Source organism: Crassaminicella profunda (assembly GCF_019884785.1).
Lineage (GTDB): Bacteria > Bacillota > Clostridia > Peptostreptococcales > Thermotaleaceae > Crassaminicella > Crassaminicella profunda.
Genome location: NZ_CP082326.1, coordinates 3,173,396 through 3,194,611, shown reverse-complemented (window position 1 = coordinate 3,194,611; position 21,216 = coordinate 3,173,396). Strand labels below are relative to the sequence as shown.

Genomic DNA, 21,216 nt, shown 5'->3' with positions numbered 1-21,216 from the left:
TGGTCAATTGGAGTGATGATGTTGAAAAAAATTTTAGCAGTAACAGGAATACGTTCAGAATATTTTATACTACAACCAGTTTTTGAAGAATTGATGAAAAGAAACGATATAGAATTAAAGGTAGTAGTTACAGGTACACATTTATCTTCAGTACATGGGGACACATGGAAAATCATAAAAAATGATGGTTATCCAATCATAAAATTAGAAACCTTATTATCTACAGATTCTTTATCAGGACGATGCAAATCAATTGGTGTTCAGGTTATGGGCCTTTCTGATATTGTGATGAGAGAAAAACCAGATATGCTTGTAGTTTTAGGAGATCGAGAAGAAAGTATAACGACAGCTACTGTAGGAGCTTATATGAATGTACCTGTTGCACATATTTGTGGAGGAGATAGAGTAGTTGGGAATATAGATGATTCAGTTAGACATGCTGTAACTAAGCTTGCGCATATACATTTTCCAACGACAAAGGAAAATGGAGAAAGAATTTTGAAAATGGGAGAGGAACCTTGGCGAGTGCATGTAGTAGGTAACCCAGCATTAGATTCTATAAGAAAACAGCCTGATTTATCATATGAATACATAAATGAAAAGTTAGGAACTGAGTTGGAAGCAAATAAGCCATTTATATTGTTAATCAAACATCCTTTAAGTTCAGAAATTGGACAGGCTGCTGAACAAATGAAAGTAACATTACAAGCAGTAAGTGAATTAGGCTATAATACAATTATAACCTATCCTAATTCAGATGCTGGTGGATTTGAAATGATTAAAGTGATCAAAGAATTTGAAAAAAGTCATAGCTTTATAAAAGCTTATGAAACATTACCGAGAGATTTATTTGTAAATTTACAAAGAAAAGCAGCTTTATTGCTAGGTAATTCTAGTGCTGGAATATTAGAAGCACCATTTTTAAAACTACCAGTAGTAAACGTTGGTAATAGACAGAAACAAAGACAGCATGCTGAGAATATAATTTTTGTTCCACATGAAAAAGAAAAAATCAAAGAAGCGATAAACAAGGCTATAGTGGATAAAGATTTTATAGAAACTTGTAAAAATTGTAATAATCCTTATGGGGATGGATACAGTGGAGAACAAATAGCAAAAACTATTGCTGAAGTTGAAATAAATGATCAATTGATTAATAAACAAATAATTTATTAAACCAGAGGAGCTTAAAGAAATGAAAATATTAGTAGTATCTGTTCATCCTGATGATGAAACATTAGGGTGTGGTGGAACGATTTTAAAACACAATCGTTTAGGGGATGAGCTTTATTGGCTGATATTAACAAGATGTGACGAAAGTCTTGGCTTTAAAAAAGATTTTATTAAAAAAAGGAAATTGCAAATACAAAAAGTTTCAAAGGAATATGGATTTAAGAAAGTCTATGAATTAGATTTTTTAACTACTAAGTTACATAATGTAGATTTTAGTAAGCTAATAGACAAAATTTCGAATGTTATAAATGAAATAAAGCCTGAAATTATTTATATGAATAATAGATCAGATATCCATACAGATCATCAGGTTGCTGCTAAAAGTATTATGAGTTGTACAAAAAGCTTTAGATATCCTTTTATCAAAAAAATATTGATGTATGAATGTATATCTGAAACGGAAATCGCACCAAGCTTACCAGAAAATATATTTATACCAAACGTATTTTCTGATATAACAGATTTTATAGATAAAAAAATAGAAATTATGAGCATGTATGAATCGGAAGTTCAAAATCCACCCCTACCAAGAAGTTTAGAAAATATAAAAGCTTTAGCAAGATATAGAGGGGCAAGCTGTGGTGTTAATTATGCAGAAGCTTTTATGCTCATAAGGGAAAGGTTTTAAGGAAAGGGACAAGGTATGAAAAAGATTGTCCTTATAGGTGCAGGTGGACATTGTAAAGTTATTATTGATATTATAAAAAGTACGAATGAATTTGAGATTATTGGTGTGACAGAAAAAAAATTTTCAGAAGATAAAATTCTAGATATTCCTATTATAGGAGATGATTGTATACTTGAAAGACTATATAGCAGCGGAGTAAGGTATGCTTTTGTTTGTGTAGGTGGATTAGGTAATTTACAATTAAGAAATAAAATATATATGAAATTAAAAAAAATAGGATTTAAGATACCTAAATTAATTCATAAAAATGCTATTGTTTCAAAATATGTAGATATTGAAGAGGGCACATGTATAATGGCAGGTGCTGTAGTAAACCCTGGAGTACATATTGGAAAAAATTGTATTATAAACACATCTGCGGTGGTAGAACATGATTGTAGTATAGGGGATAATTCTCATATAGCACCAAGAGCAGTCTTATCAGGTGCTACGAAAATAGGTAGGAATACACATATTGGACTAGGAAGTTCTATTATACAGTGTGTAAACATAGGCAAAAATGTTACAATCGGAGCAGGTGCTATTGTTATTAATAATATAGAAGATAATACTTTAGCTGTAGGTGTTCCAGCTAGAGTAATAAGAGTAAAAGATAATATGTAATATATAGGGAAATTATATTATTAGTGTAGCAGTAATCTTAATAAGCAATAGTAGCAAAAAAACAACATATGAATCTGTTAGTATTAGAAGATAAATTTGGTTTATCAAGATATTTTAATAATAGGAATGAAATAGAAATATAGTATGAAATATCTATTAAGGATGGTTTGAAAAACGAAAAGGTATATGAGATAAAGAAGAAGGGGGAAGAAAAATGAAGTTTTTAGTTATAGGGCTAGGTTCTATGGGAAAAAGAAGAATTAGAAATTTAATAGCAAATAATCAAAATAATCTAGCTGCTTTTGATATTAGAGAAGATAGAATTAATGAAGCACATGAAAAATATGGTATTAAAACCTATAATGATTTTGAAGAAGCACTACGAATTTTTAAACCAGATACATTTATTATTTCAGTACCACCTGATCAACATATGTACTATATGAATTATGCTATTGATAATAATATTCATTGTTTTATAGAAGCTAGTGTTGTTGATGGTGGGATGGAAGAAATATTAGAGAAAAGTAAAAAAAATAAAGATATAAAAATTTGTCCATCATGCACATTGAGATTTCATCCTTCTATAAAATTAATAAAGAATCTTTTAGATGAGAAAGCAATCGGTAAAATATCACATTTTACTTATCACTCAGGTCAGTACTTACCAGATTGGCACCCTTGGGAAGATATAAAAGAATTTTATGTTTCAAATAAAGAGACTGGTGGTTGTAGAGAAATTGTACCATTCGAGTTAACTTGGTTAAATTGGATATTTGGAAATATTAAAAGCATATGTGGGTTTAAAGACAAAACTATTAATTTAGGTGTTGATATTGATGATGTATATTCTTTAAATGTAAAATATGGAAATGGAGTATTGGGAAGCTTAGTAGTAGATGTGGTTTCTAGGTTTGCGATAAGAAATCTTGTTATTAATGGAGATAAAGGACAGATTCAATGGAACTGGAATGAAAAATGTCTTAAATTATATGATGCATGTGAAAGTCGTTGGATAATATATGAAGAACCAAAAGGTAGTGCAGCAGAAGGCTATAATGTAAATATTATAGAAGACATGTATATAGATGAAATAAAATCTTTTATAGATTGTGTTGAGGGAAAAGGAGAATTTCTTAATAGCTTGGAAGAAGACTATACTATTTTACAATATTTATATGGTCTTGAAAAAGCAGATGAATCGAAATCGTATATTGAATACTAATGAGAATGAGTTTATATAATAAGGAGGAATTGGCTCGTGAAGAGTGGTATCTATATAACTGTAAGATTAGGGTCTAGTAGATTAAATAGAAAAGCTATAAAAGAAGTAAACAATAATCCAATTATTGGATATCTAATTTCAAGAATTAAGCATATATGCTCTGATTTAGGTGACATAGTTATTTGTACGACTAATGAAAAGGAAGATTATTTGCTAGACAAAATAGCAGATGATTTAAAAGTAGCATGTTTTCATGGTGAAAAGGATAATTTGATTAAGAGACATTATGATTGTGCTATTTTTCATAATCATAAATTTGTTGTAAATGTAGATGGGGATGATATATTTTGCAACCCTGATTATGTAAAAAAAATAATTAAACTTTATAATGAAGATAAACAATACCATGTTATAAAAACAGAAGGGCTTCCATTTGGAACTAATTCTATGGGGTATAGAATAGAAGTCCTTAAGAAGATATTAAATGATAATAAAAACTCTAAAAAAATTGATACTGGATGGGGCGAATTTATTAAGAACAATAAAGAAATTAAACAAAAAGTTATTCAAGCACATAAAGATGAAATAATAGATGCAAGACTTACACTTGATTATGAAGAGGATTTTCAGCTGTTTAAAACAGTGATTGAAAATTTGAATTTGCATGAAAAATATGTAGAACAACAAGAAATTGTAAAATATTTAAAAGAAAATCAAGAAGTAGCAGATATCAATAAACATTTGAATGAAATATATTGGGAGAATTATCATAGTAATAAAAAAATAGAACAGGGGGAATAATTAATGAACTTAAATAAAGAATATCAGGTTAAAGCACATAAATTTATACCAGCAGGAGCACATACATATAGTAGAGCGGATGATGGATACCCTACGAATGCCCCTTCAGTGTTAGAAAAAGGAACAGGTGCTTATGTTTGGGACGTTGATGGAAAAAAATATTTAGATTTTGGGATGGCTCTTAGAGCAGTAACTGTTGGATATGATTTTGAAAGAATATCAAATGCAGCTATAGAGCAAATTCATAAAGGAAATGGATTGACAAGAGCATCTAAAGTAGAAATTGATGCAGCTGAAACTATATGTGATTTGATACCTTGGGTTGAAATGGTTAAGTTTGCTAAAAATGGTTCAACTGTTACTTCTGCAGCTATAAAATTAGCTAGAGCATATACAGGAAAAAAATATGTTGCTAGATGTGCACAACATCCATTTTTTTCATATGACGATTGGTTTATAGGAGATACAATTATGGATTCTGGAATTCCAGAAGCATATAAGCAATTAACATTGCAATTCAATTATAATGATATTGAATCAGTAGAAAAATTGTTTAAAGATTATCCAAATGAAATTGCTGCAATTATAATGGAACCAGCAACTACGGAAGAGCCAAAAGATAAATTTCTGCATAAGGTAAAAAACCTTTGTGAAAAAAATGGCACAGTTTTCATATTAGACGAAATGATAACAGGATTTAGATGGCATATTCAAGGTGCGTGCAAATATTATGATATAGAGCCTGATTTGGTAACATTTGGGAAAGGGATGGCGAATGGATTTTCGGTTGCAGCTTTAGGTGGAAAAAGAGAGATTATGGAATTAGGTGGCATCTATCATGATAAAGAAAGAGTGTTTTTGATTTCAACAACACATGGAGCTGAAATGTGTGGATTAGGAGCTTTTATTGAAACAATAAAGGTATATAAAGAGTTAGATGTTGTAGGACAAATTTGGAAGTCTGGAAAAAAATTATGTGATGGCATGAATAAAATTGCAAATGAATTAGGAATAAGTGAGTATTTTTATACTGTAGGAGTACCTTGTTCTCCAAATTACATAACGAAAGATAAAGAAGGAAAAATTTCTTTAGAATTTAGAACTTTATTTAGTCAAGAAATGATAAAAAATGGTGTACTTATACCTTGGATAGCATTAAGTTATGTTCATCAAGATACAGAAATTGATATTGCATTAAAGGCATGTAGAAAATCATTAGAAGTATATAAGAAAGCTTTAGAAGAGGGAATAGATAAATATTTAGTAGGAAGATCCATAAAGCCTGTATTTAGAAAGTTTAATTAGGTTAAAGAAGGGAATTAAACGCATTATGAGAATAGCATTATGTCAATTAGATATAAAATGGGAAGATAAAGAGACTAATAGAGAGAAAGTCATTGCTTTTATTGGACAAGCCAATAAAAGCAATGTAGAGATAATATTATTTCCTGAGATGACATTAACAGGGTTTTCTATGAATACGGAGCTTACGGGAGAAAGTAATGAGGAAACTGTTAACTTTTTTAAAGAAATAGCGAAAAGTTATAATATAGCTATAGGTTTTGGATGGGTTGAAAATACTGCTCATAAAGCTAAAAATCATTATACAGTTATTTCAAGAGAGGGGAATGTTTTATCTGATTATGTAAAAATACATCCTTTTTCTTATGGTGATGAGAATAAGTTTTTTGAATCAGGAAATAAGCTTGTTAAGTTTGATATGAAAGATTTTCGTATAGCAACATTTATATGTTATGATCTTAGATTTCCTGAAATATTCCAAGCTGTATCTAATGATGTAGATATGATTGTTATAGGTGCTAATTGGCCTAAAGCAAGAAAAGAACATTGGAAAGCTTTACTAAAAGCTCGTGCTATAGAAAACCAAACTTATATAGCAGGTATTAATTGTGTAGGAGAAAAAAAAGGTCTAGTTTATTCTGGGAATACGTGCTTGTATAATCCAGAAGGAAATCTAATAAACGAGATAGAAGATGAAGAAAACATTATTATTTATGATATAGATGTTAGGAATGTAAAAGAATATAGGGCGCATTTCCCACTAAAAAAAGACAGAAAAGTAGACTTATATAAAAAAAACTTGTAAGGATGATAGATATGAAAAATATGTTTGATTTATCAGGCAAAGTTGCGGTAGTTACAGGTGGGGCTGGATTAATTGGTAAAGAGTTAGTAAAAGCATTAGCATCATATGGAGCAAAAGTTTACATTGCTGAAATAAATGAAGAAATAGGAAAAAAAGTTGAAAAGGAATTAATTAAAAAAGATTTGAACGTCGTTTTTCAAAAGCTAGATATAACTTCTGAAGAATCAGTTAATGATTTTATCAAATCTATTATTAATGTAGATAAAGAAATAGATATATGGGTTAACAATGCATATCCAAGAACATCAGACTGGGGACTAAAAATAGAGAAAATACCATTGGATTCATGGAAGCAAAATATAGATATGCATTTAAATGGATATTTTAATTGTTGTCAAAAAATTGCAGAGCAGATGAAAAAACAGGAAAATGGAAGCATTATTAATTTTGGATCTATATATGGGATAGTAGGACCTGATTTTACGATTTATGAAGAAACTAATATGACTATGCCTGCTGCATATGCAGCTATAAAGGGAGGTATAATTAACTTTACTAGATATTTAGCATCATACTATGGTGCATGGAATGTAAGAGTAAATTGTATATCTCCTGGAGGGATATTTGATAATCAACCAAAAAAATTTGTTGAAAAATATTCTAAGAAAACACCATTAAAAAGAATGGGAAATAAAGCTGAAATGAACGGTGCTATTGTATATTTAGCTTCTGATGCATCTAAGTTTGTTACTGGACATAATTTAGCTGTAGATGGTGGTTGGAGCATAATATAATAGACTTTAGAAATAAAAGATTAGTGCTATATGTAAAAGGAGAGAATATGAATGAATTTGGAAGGTAAGAAAGTATTTGTGACTGGAGCGGAAGGTTTTATAGGTAGCCATCTAACAGAGCGATTAGTTGAACTAGGTGCAGAAGTGACTGCTTTAGTTCAATACAATTCTTTTAATAATTGGGGTTGGATTGATACTTTCGATGAACGAATAAAGAAAAGTGTTAAAGTAGTTACAGGGGACGTTCGCGAATATGATGGGATGAAAAGAATGATTAAAGGGCAGGATGTTGTATTTCACCTTGCAGCGTTGATTGCTATACCTTATTCTTATCTTTCGCCTATGGCATATGTAAAAACAAATGTGGAAGGAACAACTAATGTATTAGAAGCTTGCAGGGAATATGAAGTTGAAAAGATTGTACATACTTCTACCAGTGAGACGTATGGAACTGCCTTGTATGTTCCAATAGATGAAAAACATCCAATGCAAGGACAATCTCCTTATTCAGCATCCAAAATAGCTGCAGATAAAATGGCAGAAAGTTTTTACAGAAGTTTTAATATGCCAATAGCAACTATAAGGCCTTTTAATACCTATGGACCTAGACAATCAGCAAGAGCGGTTATTCCAACCATTATATCTCAAATTGTTGCAGGAAAAAAAGAGATTAAGCTTGGGAGTTTAACACCTACAAGAGATTTTAATTATGTAAAGGATACAGCAGAAGCTTTTATTAAAATAGCTGAAAGTGAGAAAACCATTGGGCAAGTAGTTAATGCAAGCACTAATCATGAAATTAGTATTGGTGATTTAGTGAAAAAAATTATAGCTTTATCAGGAAAAGATGTAAAAATCATATGTGATGAAGAACGATTAAGACCAGAGAAAAGTGAAGTAAATAGACTTTGGGGAGATAATACAAAAATTAAAGGATTAACAGATTGGCAACCCAAATATACCTTGGGTCAAGGATTGTTAGAAACGATGGAATGGATAAAAGATCATATGCATTATTTTAAGACGGATATATATAATGTATAAATTACCATTGAAAATTTGATGGATAGTAAAGTGAAAGTAATAATAATAATATATTGATAGTATATAGTTGTAGATAGGTAACTATAAAATTAGAAATAAACAATCATATGAAAGTATGAATAGAGGTGCTAAAATGATTCCCTTATGCATACCAGAAATAAGAGGTAATGAATGGAAATATATCAAAGAATGCTTAGATACTAATTGGGTTTCTTCTGTAGGTAGTTATGTCAATAAATTTGAAGAAGATTTCGCAAGATATATTCATGCAAAAAAAGCAGTTGTTACTATGAACGGAACAGCTGCACTAGAACTTGCTTTAAGATCTTTAGGAATAGGACAAGGGGATGAAGTAATTGTATCTTCTTTAACATTTATATCTCCTGTAAATACCATAAAATATGTAGGGGCAGAGCCTGTTTTTGTGGATGTCTGCAGAGATACATATGTAATGGATGTAGATAAAATTGAAAAAATGATTACTCCTAAAACAAAGGCTATTCTTCCTGTACACATCTATGGACATCCTGTAGATATGGATAAAGTAATGGAAATAGCAAAAAAACATAATTTATATGTCATAGAAGATGCTACAGAAAGCTTAGGCTCTTTATATAAAGGAAAAGCTGTAGGAACCATTGGACATATAGGATGTTTTTCTTTTAATGGAAATAAATTAATTACCACAGGTGGTGGAGGGATGCTTGTGTCCAATGATGAAAAATTTGCAGAAAAAGCAAAATTTTTATCTACACAGACAAAAGTAGTTGAAGAAAATAAATCCTTTTACCATCCAGAGATTGGTTTTAATTATAGAATGCCAAATGTACTTGCAGCTATGGGGTGTGCTCAGCTTGAAAATATAGATGAATATATTCAAGCGAAAAGAGACCATGCTATGTATTACAATGAGCTATTAAAAGATGTTAAAGGAATTACTCTTCCTATTGAAAAAATCGGGGCTAGAAATGTACATTGGTTGTATGCAGTATTGATTGAAGAGGATTATGGTATAAGTAGAGATGAAGTAATTAAAAGATTAAATGAAAAAGGAATAGAAGCAAGACCCTTTTTTATGCCAGTGCATCATATGCCTCCTTATAAGGAATGTAAGCATGGAGATATGATTATAACTGATGAATTAGGAGAAAGAGGCATCAATTTGCCAAGCTCTGTTAGTTTAAAAAGAGAAGATATAGAATATATATGTAGTATTTTATCCTAATAATATGAGGATTTAAATTTATCATAGAGGTATGGAATATTATTAATAATATAATTTTTTTTTACAATATTATATAGATTTAAACAAAAATGACCGATAAATATATATCGGCCATAATATACCATAAAGATAAGTCGTTATTCTAAAAATGGTCATGATAACATTTTTAGAATAACGATTTTGTTTTAAGTTTTAAATTAAGGTAGAAAAGGATGTCTACTAGATCATTCAAGGAGGGATGAAAGTGATCATTAACCATAATCTAAACGCATTAAATGCTCACAACAAAATGGGAATGAATACAGCTAGTTCAGCTAAATCAATGGAAAAGCTCTCCTCTGGTCTTCGGATCAATAGAGCTGGAGATGACGCAGCAGGACTTAGTATCTCAGAAAAAATGAGAGGGCAGATCAGAGGACTCAATCAAGCAGTAAGAAATGCACAAGATGGTATTTCGTTGATTCAAACTGCTGAAGGAGCATTAAATGAAACTCACTCTATTTTGCAAAGAATGAGAGAACTCTCTATTCAGGCAGCTAATGATACGAATACGGATACAGATAGAGAAGAAATTCAAAATGAAATGAATCAATTGACTTCAGAAATCAATAGAATAGGAAATACAACAGAGTTTAATACGAAAAAGCTTTTAAATTCAGGTAGTGAAAATGCAGAAGATAAAGAAGTTAAAGAGAATATCATCAAGGGTTTAAAAGAAGGCTGGCTTGAGATGGCAGAGAAGAATGTCAAGGATGCTTATGGATTAGAAGGAAGTGGAAAAAAGTTACAAGTTAAATTGTATTCAGAAGAATCTTACGGAACCCTTGCTTATGTAGGTGGTACTTCTGAAGTTTTAGAATTAAATATAGACATCAAGGACTTTGAAAAAGGTGATGGAGAAAGTGGAAACAATGTACATGGAAAGCTATATAATGATCGGATTATAGCTCATGAGATGACTCATGCTGTTATGAATGATGCTTTTGGTGCAACGAAGATGAACGATTTACATGATAATAATAAGGTATGGTTTATAGAAGGAACAGCAGAAGGGATTGCAGGGGCTGATGAAAGAGTTAAAAATGTTATTGGAACAAGTGGTGCTAGTGATAATACTAAAGTAGATAAATTAATTAGCAGAGCGAAAGATTTATTAGGTGGTGCAGAATGGAAAGGAACAGATGAAGATTATGCAGCAGGATATGTTATTGTAAAATATCTAGCGACACAATTAGATACAGGTAGTAGTAAAGATATGAAAACCCTTATGAAAGATATAAAAGATGCTACAGGTAGTGCTAGTACTGCTTTAGAAACAGCCATTAAAAATAATACAGTAGCTGGAATAACTTCTTTTGCTGATTTCAAAAATAAATTTAATGCAGCTGGAGATGCAACTGATTATGTGAAAAATACAATAAAACTTGATTGGGGTAGTGATGAAGACGATGTAGGTTCTCTTCTAGGATCAGACCATGGTGGAAGTGATTTAGATGGAGAAACGGTAGTAGATGAAAGCAAAGCTACAGATAAAATAGATGGACAGCCACTAAAAGGTTTTGAAGTTGTATGGCCTGAAACAGAGGATGAAAATGAAACCATCTTATTGCAGATAGGTGCGAATAAAGATCAAGCTTTTGAGATAAATATAGGAGATATGAGAGCAGCAGCTTTAGGTATATCTCAAAAAGCTGCAGAAGGTGAATCCGGAGGAGCGGGATTTTCTAAAGAGGCTGGTGTTACAAATGGAACTACATCAACTATAGAGGAAGCAGCTCTTGATATAGCAGACCATGAAAATGCAACTGCTGCTATAGAACTGATACAAAAGGCCATTGATAAAGTATCTAGTGAAAGATCAAAGCTGGGAGCATATCAAAATAGATTAGAGCATACGATTAATAATCTGACAAATTCAAGTGAAAATTTAACAGCAGCAGAATCAAGAGTAAGAGATGTAGATATGGCAAAGGAAATGATGACATTCTCAAAGAAAAACATTCTTGGTCAAGCTGCTCAAGCAATGCTTGCACAAGCTAATCAACAGCCACAAGGAATACTTCAATTGTTAAGGTAGTAACGATTATTTTACTTATTTAAGGATTCACATTTAAGCTTAAAGGGGTAGATGATTATGATCATTAATCATAATATGAATGCTCTTTATGCATATAGAAATATGATGGTTAATGCACAAAGGGCAGGTAGAGCAATGGAAAGATTATCTTCTGGTCTTAGGATTAATAGAGCAGCAGATGATCCAGCAGGACTTTGCATATCTGAAAGAATGAGAGTGCAAATAAGGGGGCTTCATCAAGCATCAAGAAATGCACAAGACGGGATTTCTCTCCTACAAACAGGGGAAGGAGCCCTTGGGGAAACTCATGCAATCCTTCAAAGAATGAGAGAACTTGCAGTACAGGCTGCTAATGGTACAAATACAGATGAGGATAGAAATGAAATTCAAAATGAAATCAATCAGTTGACTTCAGAAATTAATAGAATTGGTAATAATACGGAGTTTAATACCAAAAAGCTTTTAAAAGGAGAGGATTCTCCTATTCACTTACAAGTTGGAGCTAATAAAGGACAGAAATTTCCTATTTATCTTAAAGATATGAGAGCAGAAGCTCTTGGCATAGCTCAAGGAGAAGAACAAAATGAAATAAAAGAAGATAGTCAAGTAGTATTTAATACAAAAGCTGAAGTGACTAATGGAGATAAAAAGGAACATGGTTTAGATGTTTCAAATCATGAAAATGCAACAGCTGCTATTGAAGTTATTGATCAAGCTACAAAAAAAGTATCTCGTTTTAGGTCAAGCTTGGGCGCTTACCAAAATAGATTGGAATATACGATAGATAATCTTGAAAATACAGCAGAAAATTTAGCGGCAGCCGAATCGAGAATTAGAGATGCAGATATGGCGAAAGAAATGATGGAATATGCTAAATATAATATGTTGCATCAGGTAGCTATGGCTATGCTTGCACAAGCTAATAAACAACCAGAATATATACTTCAATTGTTAAGACAAATGTAAAACATGTCGATAACTTTATAAGAGGATGGACGAATACAGAGAAATAAAGAAAGGAGATGATATCATGGATGTTGCTGCAATGTCAACTATGATGAGTCAAAGTAAAGTGCAACAACAGGCGAGTCTTTCAGTGATGAAAATGGTCATGGATACAGCAAAAGGAAATGGTCAAGCAATGACTGAAATGATGAATACAAGTGCAAAGACTATGGAGTTATCTGTCAATCCTCATGTAGGAGGAAATTTAGATTTAAAACTATAAAAAGACCACATTTGTGGTCTTTTTTACATGAACATATCTAAAAGAATACCTCTTATGTCATCTAGTTTTCGAAGAACGGAAATTCTATCAACTTCTTGTCCTAAAAAGTCTTGTGTAAGAGATGCTAAATGGCGATCCACTTGTTTTACTTGAGATAATACACGATGTCTTCCTCTTCTATCTAGAAAATTTTCTTTTGAGAAGGCATGAGAATTTTTTACGGCTACATCCATGAATTCAGTTACTAGATTTTTATAGTCCACTAAATCTTTTATATATAATCGATCTCCAAGTTTTTCAGATTGGTCAACGATTTTATCATATATTTTGTGTAAATGTTCTTTTACATCATCTGATTTGATTTTCTCAAATTTGTCAGCAAAAGTGGTGCCAGCTATTTCTTTATCTTTTTTTATAACAGCAGGAGTTTTCTGCACATTAGATATATTTGTGGGGTTGATACGATTCAAAGAGGGCACATCCTTTCTATCTATAATCCTATTAAATATATCGGCAGCTTTTATAGAAATTATTAAGGATATTTTCTAAAGAGAAACAAAAAAATGGTCGAAAACTATGGTAAGAACAATATAAAGGTGATGATCAAGTGAAGTTATTGGGATCAGGATTAAAGATACAAAGGGCCTATGAAGGGACGATTAAGAAGCCTTTTGATATAAACGGAACTTTACAAGAGAAAAATAAGAACAAGGTAAAAGTAGCGGTTGGAAATAAAACTATTGAAGCAGTGCTCAAAAATAAAATAGATGAAAGAGTAGGAGAACATGTCACTATTGACCGATCACAAATCATCTCTATGAGAGTGTGTGATAAGACAGAAGTTGTAGATGAAAAAAAGGAAAAAACCTATGAGGATCTTTTAAAATCTTTTGGGATTGAATCAAATGAAGAATCTCTTAGTGCTGTGAAATCATTAAAAAAACACGATATGTCTCTTAATAAGGAAAATATAGAAACTCTTATGACTGCAAAGGATTATTTTCATGTAATCAAAAATAATTTAACTTATGATTTAGTAGTAAATATGATGGATGATATAGATTTAGAGGAAGAGTCTTTATATAAGGTATCAGAAAAAATTAAGGAAGCAAAAGAGAAAGGGAATACAAATTCTCTTTTGAAATTGTTTAGAAGAAAGAAGGAAATGACTACAGAGGATGCACAAAAGGTAGCGAAAAATATATATGGAAGTAAAATGGGAAGAGATATTACCAATATTATTAAAGCCCTTCATAAAGAAGGAGTGGATATTCATAAGAAAAATATTGAAAAGGTACATGATGTATTTTATAAGCTTGGAAAATTAGAGGATATAGAAGATGGTAGCTTTGTAAAAGTGCAAAAGGATGGTATCGTACCTACTATTGAAAACTTGTATAATACAAAACATTATGTAAAAGAAGGACTGATTGAAGGAAAAGAGCATTCAGATTGGATTACAAATGTTTACGAAGAAAGCTTAACCCCTGTAGAAACAAAAGAAAAGGACTTAAAATTTTTGGAAGAAAATATACGAGATCGTTTAAAAGATATGAAAATATCTCCGACAAAGGAAAATATGGAACTGGCTAAAACATTCATAAAAGCGCAAGTACCTCTTACAGAGGAAAATATGGAAGATGTACTTAAGATGAAAGATGCATTAAAAGAGGTTACGGAAAAATTAGATATACAAAAAGCATCACAAATGATAAAAGAAGAAATAAATATTGAAAAAATAGATCTTCGAGAGCTTGCCAATGTTTTGGGAAAAGATGAAAAGGTTGAAGAAGTCCTTCAAGGAAAGACAGAGGAAATAGAGAAAATTTTAAAAAAGCTTGAGCGTCTAAAAACGATAAAGGATACGGATTTGATTAAGCTAATAAAGAGTAATACGGATTTTGAGATTAGTAAAATCGAAAAAGTAGTATTTGGTGAAGTGAAAGATGAAAATACTCAGTTCCTTCATGAACAAGGAAAAAATCCTGAACAATCCCTTGTAAAGGGAATTAATCGTATTGTAAATATTAGTAAAGTATTTGATAAGGTAAAAAACTTGAATTTTAATCATATAGCGTTTCAAATGTCAAAGGGAATGCCACTGACATTAAAAGCTATGGGAGAAAATCATGAACAGTTAAAGGAAATAGAGTTTCCTAAGATTACACTCTCTCAAGAAAATCAATTACAAAATTACATGAATGAACATGAAAAAACTTTTAGCATTCCTAAAATTTCGAGGATTTTAGATGCAGGAAAAGCACTCCTTCAGAATCGATTGCGACTTAGTATACCCAATATGCAATATGTTTTAGAAAGCTATGGACAATATAGTCGCATCAGAAAGAATTTATCAACTTCTATGGTCTTAGACAGTGTAAAAGAAGGAAAAGATTTAGAAAATATGGAAATAAAAGAACTTGATCAATATGTAAATGAGAAGACTGTAAAATCTATGGAAAAGAGTAGTGATGCAGGACTTGACTATTTAAAAGATCGGGAAGAGACCATAATCAATGGGTATAAAGAGGAACTCGTATCCAATAAGAAGGATGAGCATGTAAATAAAATGAAAAGCATGATTAGAAATATTACCAAAATAGGAAAAGAAGATGAAGATATTATTCTATTACTGATGAAAAATAAAATAGATTTTTCATTAAAGGAGATGGAAAAGATTTCATCATTCTTTAAAAATCAAAATCAAATGGGTCAAAAAATTGGAGAATTTGTACAAATGTTGGGTGTAGATATGAATGCACAGTGGAAGAATCATGTTCTAAAGCTAAAGCGTTTATCTGAAAAGATATCAGAGAAATTAAAAGAAGGAATGCCTATGAATGATCATTATGAAGAATTGATCAAACATATTGATGAGATGGAGCAGAATATGACTTTTTCAGAGGATGAACAAAAAGAAACTATGAAGGATTTAAAAGAATCATTAAGTACCCAAAAAAAACTTAATAGAAAAGATTTTTGTACCCAGTTACCAGTAGTATTAGGAGAGCAATTTAAGAATCTTCAAGTGTATGTACCAAATAATCCTATAAAGGGAGTAGATGAACCCTTAGATGTTTTATTGAATCTTGATACCAATCATCTAGGACAAACCCACATGGGTTTGAAAATAAGTGAAAAAGAAGTAAATCTTACAATCAGCGTAAAAGGAAATGAAGAGATGAACCAGTTGAAAAAACATATCGCCTACCTTAGAGAAATGTTAAAAGAAGAAGGATATACCCTAAACACTGTATCTTTTAAGACTTCAAAAGAAGAGAATCTCTTAGAAGGAATGGAAGAAAAAAGAGTAAATGAGGGTCTTTTGAATTTTGTCATTTAGGAGGAATTTAAATGAAAAAAGAAATAAGAAAAAAGATTACACCTCGGATGGTACAAAAGGCTTATTCATTAGACTATTATGATGTAGTAGAAAAAGAAGAAGGTCATGATGACTTGAATGTACAGAAAAAAGAATTGCCTGAGGAATTTTTTAGGGTTATGGGAAAGATCCTTACGTTTGTAGAGCGTGCAGATGAAGAGATGCAAGAAAAATAAGGAATTAGGGTGATGAAGGAGGAAAAATATGAGAATCAATCACAATATGTCAGCACTTAATGCCCATAGATTATTGAATATGAATAGCCAAAAAACATCTAAGGCATTAGAAAGATTATCATCAGGAAAGAGAATTAATCGAGCTGCTGATGATGCAGCAGGAATGGCTATTTCAGAAAAAATGGATGCCCAAATCAGAGGGCTTCGAATGGCTTCAAGAAATGCTTTAGATGGTGTGTCTTTGATTCAAACAGCTGAGGGTGCTTTGACAGAAATTCATAGTATCTTACAACGTATGAATGAGTTAAGTATACAAGCTGCAAATGGAACTTTGAATGAGACGGATCGTAAAACCATTCAAGATGAAATCAACCAATTAACCTCAGAAATTAATCGTATTGGGAATACAACAGAGTTTAATAAACAGGAGTTGTTAAAAGGAGATAGCGTAGATCATGACAGCCAATTGGTACCTGATAAAGGAAAACTTGAGGGAGGAAATAACAATTATACAAATGCAGTTCAAAGTTTTCAGTGGGATACAGGAAAACCTGCACAAGATGGAGATACATTAGAGCTTGATTTGAATGGAGAAAAAGTAAAGGTGACTTTTGCTAGTGCTACTGCTAATGGAAAAAGTCCACTAGAAGCATACAATTTAGATACAACTACCATACCGAATACGGTAATGGTTAATTTAGATGCAACGCCTGCTACATTAGAGGGAAGTGCCAAATCATTAAAGGCAGGATTAGATGCAGTTATAGAGAAAAATGAAAAACTATTGAATCATTATACAGCAGAATTTGATGGAACAAATAAAACCATTATTACTGCTGGTGGAGAGTATAAAGGAGATGCAGGAAATATTGGTACATCTACCTATACTGCAGCAGGAACAGCAGCTCTTACGACGGATAGTGGAAAAGAAGGGATAGGAGAAACGACTCTTATACCAGCGAAGAAAGAATTTGATTTCTCTAATTTAATAGGAGCAAATCCAGAGGATACCAATAAGAATATACAGGTCCTTATAGGAAAAGGGATGACCATTAATGGTGGAGAAATAGAATTTTATGATTCCTTAAAGGGAAAATACATGGGGGATAAAATAGGTGTAGATATTCGTGAGGCATTAGATGAGAAGGACAATAACCAGAAGATAGGAAAATTGATCAATAATATAGTCAAAGAAGCAGGCTCTAAATTGGAGGGTGTTGTATTAAAGGAAGGGACACCAGCACCAAATGTAGCGGATAAGGGATCTATTCAAACACCTCCAGATTTAACAAATCAGGCAGTACCTTCAGAGGTTACAGTTACTGTAGGGGGACAGGAATTTAAAATTATAGATCAATACGGAAGAGATGGACAGGTTACTATTACATCATCAGCAGATGATACATTATCTGCTAGTGAATCCAGTGGAAATTTAACTATTGCATTAGCTAAAAATACTTCTGGAAATAATACTTTAGCAGAAATACAAAAAGCGCTTCCTGATGGATGGAAAGTGGAAGATGTTAGTTGGACTGGTCTTGCTGGAAGTACAGTTTCGTCACCTGTTACAGCTACTCTAACAGGTGGAACACTAGGACTTCTTAAAGCATCTCAAGAAAGTGTAAAAGGAGAACCTGCTATTCCTTCCACAACAAATGTAACTGTGGGGGATAGTACATTAACCATTACAGATGTAAATGGAAACGATTATAATGTTATAATTCAGCCAAATACAACAGATGATTTAGCACTTGAAGAAGCAGGTGGAAAATTAATTATTAAACTAGCAAAGGATACACCTGCTAAAAATAGCATCAGTGCTATTAATAGTGCTTTAGGAACAGCTCCTTTGAGTACAGCGTTTCCAGGGGTTACTGTAAAGGATGGAGGTGCTTGGAACAACAATATTACAGGGGAGACCATTGAAAAATCTACAGGTGTTTTTGAAGGCGGTTCTCCTGCTAAGGAATCTACCCTTTCGTTGATTGTAGGGGATGGCGTATTGAATATTTCAGACGGGTCAGGTGGAACTCATACGGCAACTATACAAAAGTCAACAAGTGGAGATTTAGAGATAGATGGAACAGGTGGAAATCTAGTTATTAAATTAGGGGATACAGCAAGTAAAAATACAGTAGATGAAATAGCAAAAAAAATAAAGTTATTACCAAATGCTGCTGATTTTGAAAAGTGGACCTTTACAGATGGTGGAAACTGGGATGGACATATTACGGCAGATACGCTTACAAAGATTAGTAGAGCTATGATAGGAGGAACAGTAGCTACTCCATCAACGGCTACTGTAGAAGTAGATGGAGAAACACTAACTATTACAGATGGATTAGGTGGAAGTCATACTGTAAATATAGAATATAATACATCTGATGATTTAGCTGTAGATGGAACGGGTGGAAATTTAACGATTAAGTTAGCAAAGGATACTGAAGGTAAGAATACAGCAGCTTTAATAGAGACAGCTGTGCAGGGCTTGGGTGTTGTAGATGGAACAGATTTTAGTAAATGGACCTTTTCATGTAGTACCAACTGGGATACTTCTATTAATGATACAAAGTCTATTACAAGAGCTACAAATATGACGCTAGGGGGAGTATCTCCTAGTTCAGCATCTACATCTATAGTAGTAGATGGAGAAACACTGACGATTAAAGATGGATTAGGTGGAAGTCATACAGTAACCATTGAAAAGAATACAACAGATGATTTAGCTGTAGATGGAACGGGTGGAAACTTAACCATTAAATTAGCAAATGCTACTGAAAGTAAGAATACAGCAGCTTTAATAGAGACAGCTGTACAAGGCTTAGGTGTTGTAGATGGAACAGATTTTAGTAAATGGACCTTTACAGGAAGTGCAAATTGGGATAGCAAAGTGAAGGGAGATTCCCTCACACAAGTATCTGGAAATGTAACGGGTGGACATCCTATTGTTCCCTCAATTGCTACAATAATAGTTGATGGACAAACTTTAAAAATAACAGATCCAACAGGAACAAATAATAAAAAGATTATTGTAGCACAAGGAACAAATGATGCTTTGTCAGTTAATGGAGTAGGTGGAGATTTAAAAATATATTTGGCAAATGCAACTGGGAGTAAAAACAATATTAGTGAAATAAAAAATAAACTCCTTACGCCTGTAGATGGAAGTGATTTTAGTAAGTGGACCTTTGAGACAGGAACTATTTGGGATGGAGAAGTTGAGGGGTCAGAAGTAACAACTGATATTGATAAGACCTTGGCAGGTGGAAAAGATACTAAAACTGAAAAGCTTGCTGTTTATAATTATCAATTCAATAAACCTTTTACAGAAGGGGAAGCTGTTAGTATAGGCGATATTACTTTTAAAGCTGTAAAAGTAACACCTCCTGAGGTGGCAGATCCATTAAAAGGAGAGTTTGATATAGGTACAGATGTAAGTACCCAGATAGATAGCTTAGTAGAAGCTATTAATAACTCATCTTTAAAAGACAAATATACTGCTACAAGAACTGGAATCAATGGAAATATTCTAACTCTTGAAGAAAAAGGAACAGCATCAGGAGAAGCTCTTTCAGTTCCGAAAACTTTTGATCTTTCTCGTAGCACATCATTGATTATAGAAGCAAAAGAAGGTGGAAAAGAAGGAAATGATATTCTGATAGAAGATGGATTTTATGAAGATTATAAGGTGAGTCTTCAAATTGGTGCCAATGAGCATCAAGAATTTGCTGTATCCATTGGGGATATACGTGCTGAAGAATTAGGTCTTTCAGGAAAACCAGGAGAAAAAGGGTTTTGTAAAATATTGAATGTAACCAATGGATCTAATAATACACCTATAGAGGCTGCCTTAGATGTAACTAGTAAAGAAGGGGCAAATATAGCTATTGAAAGATATCAAAAAGCTATTGAAAAGGTTTCAGAACTTCGTGCAAGATTAGGTGCTTATCAAAATCGTTTAGAACATACCATTAGTAATATTGATAATGCTAGTGAAAATTTAACAGCAGCTCTTTCTAGAATTCAAGATGTGGATATGGCTTTGGCTATGTCTGAATACACAAAATTAAATATATTACAGCAGTCAGGAACAGCCATGCTCGCACAAGCTAATCAAAGACCTCAGTCTATACTTCAGTTATTACAATAGGAGGATAAAGAATGGATAAAAAATATTTAGCAAGCAGAATCGCTACTGCCAATGATGCAGGGTTGGTAGCCATTCTTTATGAAGGATTGATGGATGAAATAAAAGAAGCTATTGTATGTATTGATAATCAGAATAAAGCATCTTTTGAAAAGGCTATAGAAAAAGGAAAAAATATATTGGCAGAGCTAGTAATCACCCTTAAAGGGGATTCTGAAATTTCTAAAAATTTAAGAAGTCTTTATATATATGTGAATCATTTGATTACCTTAGGACAATTGAATAGAGAAAAGAAAAAATTACAAGAAGCTATTCATGTGTTGATGCCCCTATATGATGGGTGGAAACAACTTGAACAGCATGAATTTGAAAAGAGGGAGAAGTCTAGTCGACCTCAAATTATGACAGGAGCTACGTATGGAAAGGGACAACTAAATGATTATGTAATGAATCATGAGAATCAATGGGGACGAGGATAGAGAGAAG

The 21,216-nt window shown here is 32.2% G+C and carries 18 protein-coding genes; 17 read left to right on the top strand and 1 reads right to left on the bottom strand.

From position 1 onward, the window contains the following. Window positions 1–21 precede the first annotated feature (21 nt). The 13 genes from neuC to K7H06_RS14770 all read left to right on the top strand — a co-directional run bounded on the left by neuC (window position 22) and on the right by K7H06_RS14770 (window position 13,025). Window positions 22–1,176, top strand: coding sequence for a UDP-N-acetylglucosamine 2-epimerase (neuC, locus tag K7H06_RS14830; protein ID WP_223036814.1), 1,155 nt, complete (start codon window positions 22–24; stop codon window positions 1,174–1,176). Between the two features lie 19 nt (window positions 1,177–1,195). Then, window positions 1,196–1,861, top strand: coding sequence for a PIG-L deacetylase family protein (locus K7H06_RS14825; RefSeq protein ID WP_223036813.1), 666 nt, complete (start codon window positions 1,196–1,198; stop codon window positions 1,859–1,861). Window positions 1,862–1,876: 15 nt separating this feature from the next. Further along, the gene (locus K7H06_RS14820) at window positions 1,877–2,524 is read left to right on the top strand and encodes an acetyltransferase (RefSeq protein ID WP_223036812.1); all 648 of its coding nucleotides are present in this window, start codon (window positions 1,877–1,879) and stop codon (window positions 2,522–2,524) included. Window positions 2,525–2,738: 214 nt separating this feature from the next. After that, window positions 2,739–3,749, top strand: coding sequence for a Gfo/Idh/MocA family protein (locus K7H06_RS14815; protein ID WP_223036811.1), 1,011 nt, complete (start codon window positions 2,739–2,741; stop codon window positions 3,747–3,749). Between the two features lie 36 nt (window positions 3,750–3,785). Beyond that, window positions 3,786–4,550, top strand: coding sequence for a cytidylyltransferase domain-containing protein (locus K7H06_RS14810; protein WP_223036810.1), 765 nt, complete (start codon window positions 3,786–3,788; stop codon window positions 4,548–4,550). Between the two features lie 3 nt (window positions 4,551–4,553). Then, window positions 4,554–5,855, top strand: coding sequence for a glutamate-1-semialdehyde 2,1-aminomutase (locus K7H06_RS14805; protein WP_223036809.1), 1,302 nt, complete (start codon window positions 4,554–4,556; stop codon window positions 5,853–5,855). A 25-nt stretch (window positions 5,856–5,880) separates the two neighbouring features. After that, window positions 5,881–6,657, top strand: a complete 777-nt coding sequence (locus tag K7H06_RS14800; protein ID WP_223036808.1) for a nitrilase-related carbon-nitrogen hydrolase — start codon at window positions 5,881–5,883, stop codon at window positions 6,655–6,657. A gap of 11 nt (window positions 6,658–6,668) precedes the next feature. Further along, window positions 6,669–7,451 carry an oxidoreductase gene (locus K7H06_RS14795; RefSeq protein WP_223036807.1) on the top strand — a complete coding sequence of 261 codons (783 nt, stop codon included), beginning with the start codon at window positions 6,669–6,671 and terminating at the stop codon, window positions 7,449–7,451. A gap of 51 nt (window positions 7,452–7,502) precedes the next feature. Beyond that, window positions 7,503–8,495 carry an NAD-dependent 4,6-dehydratase LegB gene (locus K7H06_RS14790; protein ID WP_223036806.1) on the top strand — a complete coding sequence of 331 codons (993 nt, stop codon included), beginning with the start codon at window positions 7,503–7,505 and terminating at the stop codon, window positions 8,493–8,495. 133 nt (window positions 8,496–8,628) lie between these two features. After that, complete coding sequence (locus K7H06_RS14785; protein ID WP_223036805.1) at window positions 8,629–9,720, top strand: LegC family aminotransferase; 1,092 nt, start codon at window positions 8,629–8,631, stop codon at window positions 9,718–9,720. Window positions 9,721–9,964: 244 nt separating this feature from the next. Then, complete coding sequence (locus K7H06_RS14780; protein WP_223036804.1) at window positions 9,965–11,797, top strand: flagellinolysin; 1,833 nt, start codon at window positions 9,965–9,967, stop codon at window positions 11,795–11,797. Between the two features lie 57 nt (window positions 11,798–11,854). Then, complete coding sequence (locus K7H06_RS14775) at window positions 11,855–12,763, top strand: flagellin N-terminal helical domain-containing protein (RefSeq protein WP_223036803.1); 909 nt, start codon at window positions 11,855–11,857, stop codon at window positions 12,761–12,763. A 25-nt stretch (window positions 12,764–12,788) separates the two neighbouring features. Next, window positions 12,789–13,025, top strand: coding sequence for a YjfB family protein (locus tag K7H06_RS14770; RefSeq protein ID WP_246637540.1), 237 nt, complete (start codon window positions 12,789–12,791; stop codon window positions 13,023–13,025). Window positions 13,026–13,048: 23 nt separating this feature from the next. Here the strand turns inward: K7H06_RS14770 and K7H06_RS14765 are convergent, their stop codons facing one another. Continuing rightward, window positions 13,049–13,495, bottom strand: a complete 447-nt coding sequence (locus K7H06_RS14765) for a YaaR family protein (protein ID WP_343216792.1) — start codon at window positions 13,493–13,495, stop codon at window positions 13,049–13,051. A 137-nt stretch (window positions 13,496–13,632) separates the two neighbouring features. Between K7H06_RS14765 and K7H06_RS14760 the strand changes: the two genes are divergently transcribed. From K7H06_RS14760 to fliS, 4 genes are read left to right on the top strand one after another with little or no spacing between them, the layout of a single operon-like run. Further along, the gene (locus tag K7H06_RS14760) at window positions 13,633–16,368 is read left to right on the top strand and encodes a DUF6240 domain-containing protein (RefSeq protein WP_223036801.1); all 2,736 of its coding nucleotides are present in this window, start codon (window positions 13,633–13,635) and stop codon (window positions 16,366–16,368) included. 11 nt (window positions 16,369–16,379) lie between these two features. Beyond that, window positions 16,380–16,583, top strand: coding sequence for a hypothetical protein (locus K7H06_RS14755; RefSeq protein ID WP_223036800.1), 204 nt, complete (start codon window positions 16,380–16,382; stop codon window positions 16,581–16,583). A gap of 28 nt (window positions 16,584–16,611) precedes the next feature. Then, window positions 16,612–20,733, top strand: a complete 4,122-nt coding sequence (locus tag K7H06_RS21420; RefSeq protein ID WP_281426010.1) for a flagellin N-terminal helical domain-containing protein — start codon at window positions 16,612–16,614, stop codon at window positions 20,731–20,733. An 11-nt stretch (window positions 20,734–20,744) separates the two neighbouring features. Beyond that, window positions 20,745–21,209 carry a flagellar export chaperone FliS gene (gene fliS, locus K7H06_RS14740; RefSeq protein ID WP_223036799.1) on the top strand — a complete coding sequence of 155 codons (465 nt, stop codon included), beginning with the start codon at window positions 20,745–20,747 and terminating at the stop codon, window positions 21,207–21,209. Window positions 21,210–21,216: the final 7 nt, after the last annotated feature.

What these genes read in the sequence shown, in the direction of transcription:
- fliS (WP_223036799.1), top strand. Translation starts at nt 20,745, where the DNA reads ATGGATAAAAAATATTTAGCAAGCAGAATCGCTACTGCCAATGATGCA.
- K7H06_RS14775 (WP_223036803.1), top strand. Translation starts at nt 11,855, where the DNA reads ATGATCATTAATCATAATATGAATGCTCTTTATGCATATAGAAATATG.
- K7H06_RS14790 (WP_223036806.1), top strand. Translation starts at nt 7,503, where the DNA reads ATGAATTTGGAAGGTAAGAAAGTATTTGTGACTGGAGCGGAAGGTTTT.
- K7H06_RS14825 (WP_223036813.1), top strand. Translation starts at nt 1,196, where the DNA reads ATGAAAATATTAGTAGTATCTGTTCATCCTGATGATGAAACATTAGGG.
- K7H06_RS14785 (WP_223036805.1), top strand. Translation starts at nt 8,629, where the DNA reads ATGATTCCCTTATGCATACCAGAAATAAGAGGTAATGAATGGAAATAT.
- K7H06_RS14755 (WP_223036800.1), top strand. Translation starts at nt 16,380, where the DNA reads ATGAAAAAAGAAATAAGAAAAAAGATTACACCTCGGATGGTACAAAAG.
- K7H06_RS14820 (WP_223036812.1), top strand. Translation starts at nt 1,877, where the DNA reads ATGAAAAAGATTGTCCTTATAGGTGCAGGTGGACATTGTAAAGTTATT.
- K7H06_RS14795 (WP_223036807.1), top strand. Translation starts at nt 6,669, where the DNA reads ATGAAAAATATGTTTGATTTATCAGGCAAAGTTGCGGTAGTTACAGGT.
- K7H06_RS14815 (WP_223036811.1), top strand. Translation starts at nt 2,739, where the DNA reads ATGAAGTTTTTAGTTATAGGGCTAGGTTCTATGGGAAAAAGAAGAATT.
- K7H06_RS21420 (WP_281426010.1), top strand. Translation starts at nt 16,612, where the DNA reads ATGAGAATCAATCACAATATGTCAGCACTTAATGCCCATAGATTATTG.
- K7H06_RS14800 (WP_223036808.1), top strand. Translation starts at nt 5,881, where the DNA reads ATGAGAATAGCATTATGTCAATTAGATATAAAATGGGAAGATAAAGAG.
- K7H06_RS14770 (WP_246637540.1), top strand. Translation starts at nt 12,789, where the DNA reads ATGGACGAATACAGAGAAATAAAGAAAGGAGATGATATCATGGATGTT.
- K7H06_RS14805 (WP_223036809.1), top strand. Translation starts at nt 4,554, where the DNA reads ATGAACTTAAATAAAGAATATCAGGTTAAAGCACATAAATTTATACCA.